The organism is Ancylobacter defluvii (assembly GCF_018390605.1).
Lineage (GTDB): Bacteria > Pseudomonadota > Alphaproteobacteria > Rhizobiales > Xanthobacteraceae > Ancylobacter > Ancylobacter defluvii.
This window is the reverse complement of sequence record NZ_JAHBGD010000015.1, coordinates 1-3,580: the sequence shown is the minus strand read 5'-3', so window position 1 is coordinate 3,580 and position 3,580 is coordinate 1. Positions and strand designations below refer to the sequence as shown.

At 70.1% G+C, this 3,580-nt stretch carries 3 protein-coding genes; all 3 read left to right on the top strand.

The genetic code is table 11. The features are described from left to right. Positions 1-1,078: NAD(P) transhydrogenase subunit alpha (locus tag KHC24_RS11115; RefSeq protein WP_246546688.1), on the top strand; the 1,078-nt coding region annotated here is incomplete at its 5' end. Positions 1,079-1,609: 531 nt separating this feature from the next. Then, complete coding sequence (locus KHC24_RS11110; RefSeq protein WP_213363349.1) at positions 1,610-2,092, top strand: proton-translocating transhydrogenase family protein; 483 nt, start codon at positions 1,610-1,612, stop codon at positions 2,090-2,092. A 10-nt stretch (positions 2,093-2,102) separates the two neighbouring features. Continuing rightward, positions 2,103-3,506 carry an NAD(P)(+) transhydrogenase (Re/Si-specific) subunit beta gene (locus tag KHC24_RS11105; RefSeq protein WP_213363348.1) on the top strand — a complete coding sequence of 468 codons (1,404 nt, stop codon included), beginning with the start codon at positions 2,103-2,105 and terminating at the stop codon, positions 3,504-3,506. The last annotated feature ends 74 nt before the right edge of the window (positions 3,507-3,580 follow it).

Below are 3,580 nucleotides of genomic sequence, written 5' to 3'. Positions count from 1 at the left end.
CGGGGAGGTCGTGGTGGCGTCGGGTGCGGGGCTGGCGTCGGGGATTTCCGACGCGGACTACGCGGCGGCAGGGGCGACGATCGCGGCGGACAATGCATCGGCCGGGGCCGGGGCGGACATCGTGCTGGCGGTGCGGCGGCCGGCGGCGGCGGACCTGGCGACGGTCGCTGCCGGGGCGCTGGTGATCGCCATCGCCGATCCCTATGGCAATGAGGCGGCGCTGGCGGAGATCGCCGGCACCGGCGTGAGCCTGTTCGCGATGGAGCTGATGCCGCGCATCACAAGGGCGCAGGTTATGGACGTGCTGTCCAGCCAAGCCAACCTCGCGGGGTATCGCGCGGTGGTGGATGCGGCGGGCGAGTTCGGCCGGGCGTTCCCGATGATGATGACGGCGGCGGGCACGGTGCCGGCGGCGCGGGTGTTCGTGATGGGCGCCGGCGTGGCCGGGCTGCAGGCGATCGCCACGGCGCGGCGGCTCGGCGCGGTGGTGTCGGCCACCGACGTGCGGCCGGCGGCGAAGGAGCAGGTGGAGAGCTTAGGGGGCAAGTTCATCGCCGTCGAGGACGAGGAGTTCAAGCAGGCGGAGACCGCGGGCGGCTACGCCAAGCAGATGTCGGCGGAGTACCAGGCCAAGCAGGCGGCGCTGGTGGCGAGCCATACGCCCAAGCAGGACATCATCATCACCACGGCGCTGATCCCCGGACGTCCGGCGCCGAAGCTGGTCTCGGCCGAGATGGTGGCGTCGATGAAGGCGGGCTCGGTGATCATCGACCTGGCGGTGGAGCGCGGCGGCAACGTCGCCGGCGCGGTCGCGGGCGAGGTGGTGACCACGTCCAACGGGGTGAAGATCGTCGGCCATCTCAACGTGCCCGGCCGGCTGGCGGCCACCGCCTCGCAGCTTTACGCCAAGAACCTGTACGCCTTCGTCGAGACGCTGGTGGACAAGGGGTCGAAGGCGCTCAGCGTGAAGTGGGACGACGAGCTGGTGAAGGCGACGCTGCTGACCCGGGGCGGGGCGGTGGTGCACCCGAACTTCGGCGGCACGGCGGCGATCTCCGGGGAGACGGCGGCGGCGTGACGGCGGGCTTTTGAAGCGCCGTCATCCCGGACGGCCATGGGCCGGTCCGGGAGCGCCCGGCAGCAATGAGCCGGGAGACGGCCGCACGATCCGGCTTTGCGAACGCCGTCCGGGATGACGAGGCTGTCTGCCGCGCTCTTCGGGAGGGACGTCTCCGCATTCCACCGGCACTCCCCCTCACCCCACCCCTCTCCCCCACGGGGAGAGGGAGCAAGGGGATCGCACCGAAGGGGCGTATCGGGGGGGGGCACCAAGGTGGCACGCCTCCTTGTCTTCACCTCGCCCCGCGGGGGAGAGGTCGGCGCGCAGCGCCGGGTGAGGGGGGCGCCGGCGCAGGATCGGAACCTCGGCTGCCGCCTGACGAGACAGCCGTTGCGGCGGCCGGCACGAGACAACGCAGACAGACGACAACAGAAGACCGCACAAGACCACAGAAGACACGAACGACTGCGACAGGAACGACCACATACGAGCGGCGGATGGTGAGGGGCGGGAGCCCGGCCGTCCGGCAAGGAAACGGGGAGAGGGAAGATGGCGAACCCATCGGGCGTGCCGGCGGATCCGGCGCAGGCGCTGGAAGGCGCGCGGGCGGCGGCGGAGGTCGCCAAGCGGGCGGCGGAGGCGGCGCAGGCCTATGCCGACGCGGCGGCGCAGGCGGTGCATTCAGGCGGTCTGGCCGATATGGCCGGCGCGGCGGCGCACACGCTGACCGGCGGGGCGATCGACCCCTTCGTGTTCCGGCTGGCCATCTTCGTGCTGGCGGTGTTCGTCGGCTATTACGTGGTGTGGTCGGTGACCCCGGCGCTGCACACGCCGCTGATGAGCGTCACCAACGCCATCTCCTCGGTGATCGTGGTCGGCGCGCTGCTGGCGGTCGGGGTCGATGCCCTCGGCGAGGGCACCGGCTGGGCCAAGGGGTTCGGCTTTATCGGGCTGATCCTGGCCTCCGTGAACATCTTCGGCGGCTTCCTGGTGACCAGCCGGATGCTCGCCATGTACTCCAAGAAGAAGTGAGGGCGACGAGATGAACGCCAATATCGTCGCGCTTTTGTACCTCGTCTCCGGGGTGCTGTTCATCATGGCGCTGCGCGGGCTGTCGAGCCCGGCCACCTCGCGCCAGGGCAATCTGTTCGGCATGGTCGGCATGGCCATCGCGGTGCTGACCACGCTGTCGGCCTCGCCGCCGGCCGGGATCGGCGGCTGGCTGCTGGTGGTCGGCGGCCTCGCCATCGGCGGCGGCGCCGGCGCGGTGATCGCCCGCAAGATCGCCATGACGCAGATGCCGCAGCTGGTGGCGGCGTTCCACTCGCTGGTCGGCCTCGCCGCGGTGATGGTGGCGGCCGCCGCGCTCTATGCGCCGGAAGCCTTCGGCATCGGCGCGGTGGGCGCCATCCACGGCCAGGCGCTGGTGGAGATGAGCCTCGGTGTGGCCATCGGCGCCGTCACCTTCACCGGCTCGGTGATCGCCTTCGCCAAGCTCAACGGCAACATGTCCGGCAAGCCGATCCTGCTGCCGGCGCGCCATGTCATCAATGCCGGGCTGGCGGCGCTGATCGTGCTGCTGGTGGTGGTGCTCACCGTCACCGAGAGCCACACGGTGTTCTGGCTGATCGTCATCGCCAGCCTGGTGTTCGGCGGCCTCCTGATCATCCCGATCGGCGGCGCCGACATGCCGGTGGTGGTGTCGATGCTGAACAGCTACTCGGGCTGGGCGGCGGCGGGCATCGGCTTCACCCTGGGCAACACCGCGCTGATCATCACCGGGGCGCTGGTGGGCTCCTCGGGCGCCATCCTGTCCTACATCATGTGCAAGGGCATGAACCGCTCCTTCGTGTCGGTGATCCTCGGCGGCTTCGGCGGCGACGCCGCGGCGGGTCCGGCCGGCGCGGTGGAGAGCCGTCCGGTGAAGCAGGGCTCGGCGGAGGACGCCGCCTTCATCATGAAGAACGCCGCCAAGGTGATCATCGTGCCCGGCTACGGCATGGCGGTGGCGCAGGCCCAGCACGCGCTGCGCGAGATGGCCGACAAGCTGAAGGAGGAGGGCGTCGAGGTGAAGTACGCCATCCATCCCGTCGCCGGCCGCATGCCCGGGCACATGAACGTGCTCTTGGCCGAGGCCAACGTGCCCTATGACGAGGTGTTCGAGCTCGAGGACATCAACTCGGAGTTCGCGCAGGCCGACGTGGCGTTCGTGATCGGCGCCAACGACGTGACCAACCCGGCGGCGAAGACCGACCCGACCTCGGCGATCTACGGCATGCCGATCCTCGACGTCGAGAAGGCGAAGACGGTGCTGTTCATCAAGCGCGGCATGGCGGCGGGCTATGCCGGGGTGGAGAACGAGCTGTTCTTCCGCGACAACACCATGATGCTGTTCGCCGACGCCAAGAAGATGGTCGAGGACGTGGTCAAGAACCTCTCGCACTGAGCCCGCGGGAGGGCATCTCCCCGCCACCGATCCGACGCCGACACCCGACGCTGAGACGAGGGCGCGCTTCCACC

Bases quoted from the DNA above. Each gene is read 5' to 3' on its own strand.
- KHC24_RS11110 (WP_213363349.1), top strand. From the start codon at position 1,610: ATGGCGAACCCATCGGGCGTGCCGGCGGATCCGGCGCAGGCGCTGGAA.
- KHC24_RS11105 (WP_213363348.1), top strand. From the start codon at position 2,103: ATGAACGCCAATATCGTCGCGCTTTTGTACCTCGTCTCCGGGGTGCTG.